Consider the following 2,755-nt stretch of genomic DNA (forward strand, 5'->3'; position numbering starts at 1 on the left):
GTGCGCACCACGGCAACGCCGCGGGCCACCAGGTCACGCACGGCGTCGCGGGCAGCGTCGGCATAGCCGCCGGCGCCAACCCCGGCGATGACCAGCCCCGCCGCGCCCCTCGCCGCGTTCAGCACATCCTCGCCCGTCAGGCCGGCATAGGCATAGACGATGGCGACCTTGGGCAATTTCGCTGCCTGCAGGCTGAACTGGGGCGGTGGTGGCAGCGGCGGCGCAAAGAAGCGCGGCACCGGTTGCAGCACCTGGCCGATGGGCCCGCGGGTTGGCGCGGCAAAGGCCTCGACCCGGCGCATGTCCACCTTGGTGACCGATCGCGCGTCGAATATGGTATCGTTCATCACCACCATGGCGCTGCGGCCCACGGCATCGGGCGAAGCGGCAACGCGGATCGCGTCCAGCAGATTGTTCGGCCCGTCGGCTGAAACGGCGGTGCCGGGCCGCATCGATCCCACCACCACCACCGGCTTCGTTGGCGGCAGCACCAGGCTCAGGAAGAAAGCGGTTTCCTCCAGCGTGTCGGTGCCGTGGGTGACGACGACGCCGGCAATACCGGGATCAGCCATCGCCGCCTGGGCACTGGCCACCAGCTTGCGCCAGATCGTTTCGTCGATATTGCCGCTGGCAACATTGGCGATCTGTTCCGACGAGATGCTGGCCACCGTGTCGGCGCCGGGTGCTGCCGCGATCAGATCGGCGACCGCGAACACCCCTGATTTGTAGTCCGCACTCGCCGGGTTGCCACCGCCAGCGATGGTGCCGCCGGTGCCGAGCACGCGCACGCCGGGCAACGCAACGGCCGGTGCGACGGGGGCCAGGGCAAGGCCGATCAGGGCCAGCAGCAGCGCGGTTCGTGTCATGCTTGCGGCTCTCCGGTGCCGGCATCGGTGCGCCGCTCCGCCAGTTTGCGGAGCAGGGCGCGGGTGCGCAGCTGGCCGAGCAGTTCGTTGATCACCGAAATGCCCTGCTCGGCCATTTCCAGGGCCTTGGCCTCGCCAACATGGCCGGCGGTGTGTTCGAGGAAGTGGCGGATTTCCTGCGCCGTCAACCAGTCGATCAGTACGTTGTAGAGCCGCATCTGGCCGCCGTCGAAGCCGAGTTCCGGCGTGAAGCCGATATCGTCGAGCCGCTGGATGGTGCGCAGGATGGCGGCATCGCGCGCGCTGATCGTGCCATCCTCGGCCAGCGGGATCATCAGGTCATCCAGATGCTCATGCTGGTAGCCGGGCAGGTCGAGATCGGCCAGCTTGACCCGGGCCGGGCCCGCTTCTGCCAGGCGCTGGGCCAGCACCGAATCCAGCGTCGGGAACACGTCGGGCAGCAGCCAGCGGTCGCCGTCCTCCGCCTCCAGAAGGGTGCGGATCACCGCCAGCGGCAGAAAGCGTTCCTCCTGCAGGCGCTTGATGGCCTTCAGCCGTGCCACGTGCACATCGGAATAGCGCGCGCTGTTGCGGCTGGTCTTGTCCGGCTCCGGCAACAGGCCTTCGCGGATATAGAAGCGGATGGTTTCCCGCCCCACGCCGCTGGCCTTTTCAAGATCGCGCATTCGCATGCTGCGCCAATAGCATGCACGGCAGCGATTGCGAGTCCGCCGCAATTGACCGGCACGGCGAGGCCGCTCATGCTGGCCGCCCGATCAGGGAGAAATGGCAATGAAAACCGCATATTTGGCCTTGGCTTTGCTGGCGGCCACCCCGGCACTGGCGCAGAATGAGGAGATCATCGTCACCGGCAGCCGCCGCGCCGGATCATTGCAGGCGCAGGAGGTGCAACTGCCCGCCATCACCCTGCGCCGGGCGGCCGATTTCCTGGTGCAGCCGGTGCGGATCAGCGGCGACACCCGTGATCCCGACAAGCGCAAGGCCGAGATCTACGCCATGCTGGCCGCAGCCGTGGCCCTGGCCGAAAAGCGCGGGGCCAGCATCCAGCTGGGCACAGGCAGCAGTCGGCTCACCATCATCGACAAGGGCAATTACCGCAGCCTGCCCGTCAGCGATGATGATGATCGCGACGATACCGGCGAGGTGAGCTTCCTCATCAAGACGCCGCTGGCCAACGCGGCTGATTTCGCCGCTGCCGAAGCTCGCATTGCCGCCTTCATCAAATCGGTGCCGGCCAATGGTCGCGCCGAACTGGAAGCCACGGGTGATCCCAGCCTTTCGGTGGTCAATCCATCCCAGTATCGCGCCGCCATAATTGATCTGATCACCGCTGACGCCAAGGCCACGGCAGCGCGGATGGGGCCCGACTATGGCGCCTATCTGCAGGGGCTGGATCGCCAGGTGCAATGGGGGCCGGGTGCCCCCGGCGAAGTGGCGCTGTTCCTGCCCTACGTCTACCAGATCTCGCCGCGCCCACGCTGAACGATGGAGGGGTTCGCCCGCCTGCTCGATGCGCTGCTCTACACGCGCAGCCGCACCGCCAAGCTGCGGCTGATCGCGGATTATCTGGTGGCAACGCCCGATCCCGATCGCGGCTGGGCGCTGGCGGCGCTCACGGGCACGCTCGATCTGAAGGCGGTGCAGCCCAGCCTGCTGAAAGCCCTGATCGCGGAGCGGGTGGACCCAACCTTGTTTGCGCTGTCGCATGATTTCGTCGGCGACATGGCGGAGACGGTCTCGCTGCTCTGGCCCGATCCGCCGGGGGCCAGGCCAGCGCCGCCCACGCTTGACGAGGTGGTCGGGCAGTTGGCCGGCCTCGCCCGCCGCGAGGCGCCGGCCGTGGTGGCGGCGCTGCTCGACCGGCTCGA

The 2,755-nt window shown here is 67.8% G+C and carries 3 protein-coding genes and 1 pseudogene; 2 read left to right on the forward strand and 2 right to left on the reverse strand.

The window, feature by feature from the left end; translation table 11 throughout:
• Both GJ693_RS15250 and GJ693_RS15255 read right to left on the reverse strand, forming a co-directional pair.
• The coding region (locus tag GJ693_RS15250) for an asparaginase (protein ID WP_156257100.1) at positions 1 to 866 on the reverse strand (866 nt) is incomplete at its 3' end.
• On the reverse strand, positions 863 to 1,552 hold the full coding sequence (locus tag GJ693_RS15255; protein ID WP_197042258.1) for a MerR family transcriptional regulator: 690 nt from the start codon (positions 1,550 to 1,552) through the stop codon (positions 863 to 865). The genes GJ693_RS15255 and GJ693_RS15250, both read right to left, overlap by 4 nt.
• Positions 1,553 to 1,658: 106 nt before the next feature.
• On the opposite strand from GJ693_RS15255, the gene GJ693_RS15260 reads away from it, so the two are divergent.
• The gene (locus GJ693_RS15260; RefSeq protein WP_156257102.1) at positions 1,659 to 2,369 is read left to right on the forward strand and encodes a TonB-dependent receptor; all 711 of its coding nucleotides are present in this window, start codon (positions 1,659 to 1,661) and stop codon (positions 2,367 to 2,369) included.
• 3 nt (positions 2,370 to 2,372) lie between these two features.
• Positions 2,373 to 2,755: pseudogene (locus GJ693_RS15265) on the forward strand (cisplatin damage response ATP-dependent DNA ligase); the annotation flags it as partial.

The sequence above is a fragment of the Sandarakinorhabdus oryzae genome (assembly GCF_009733735.1).
Lineage (GTDB): Bacteria > Pseudomonadota > Alphaproteobacteria > Sphingomonadales > Sphingomonadaceae > Sandarakinorhabdus > Sandarakinorhabdus oryzae.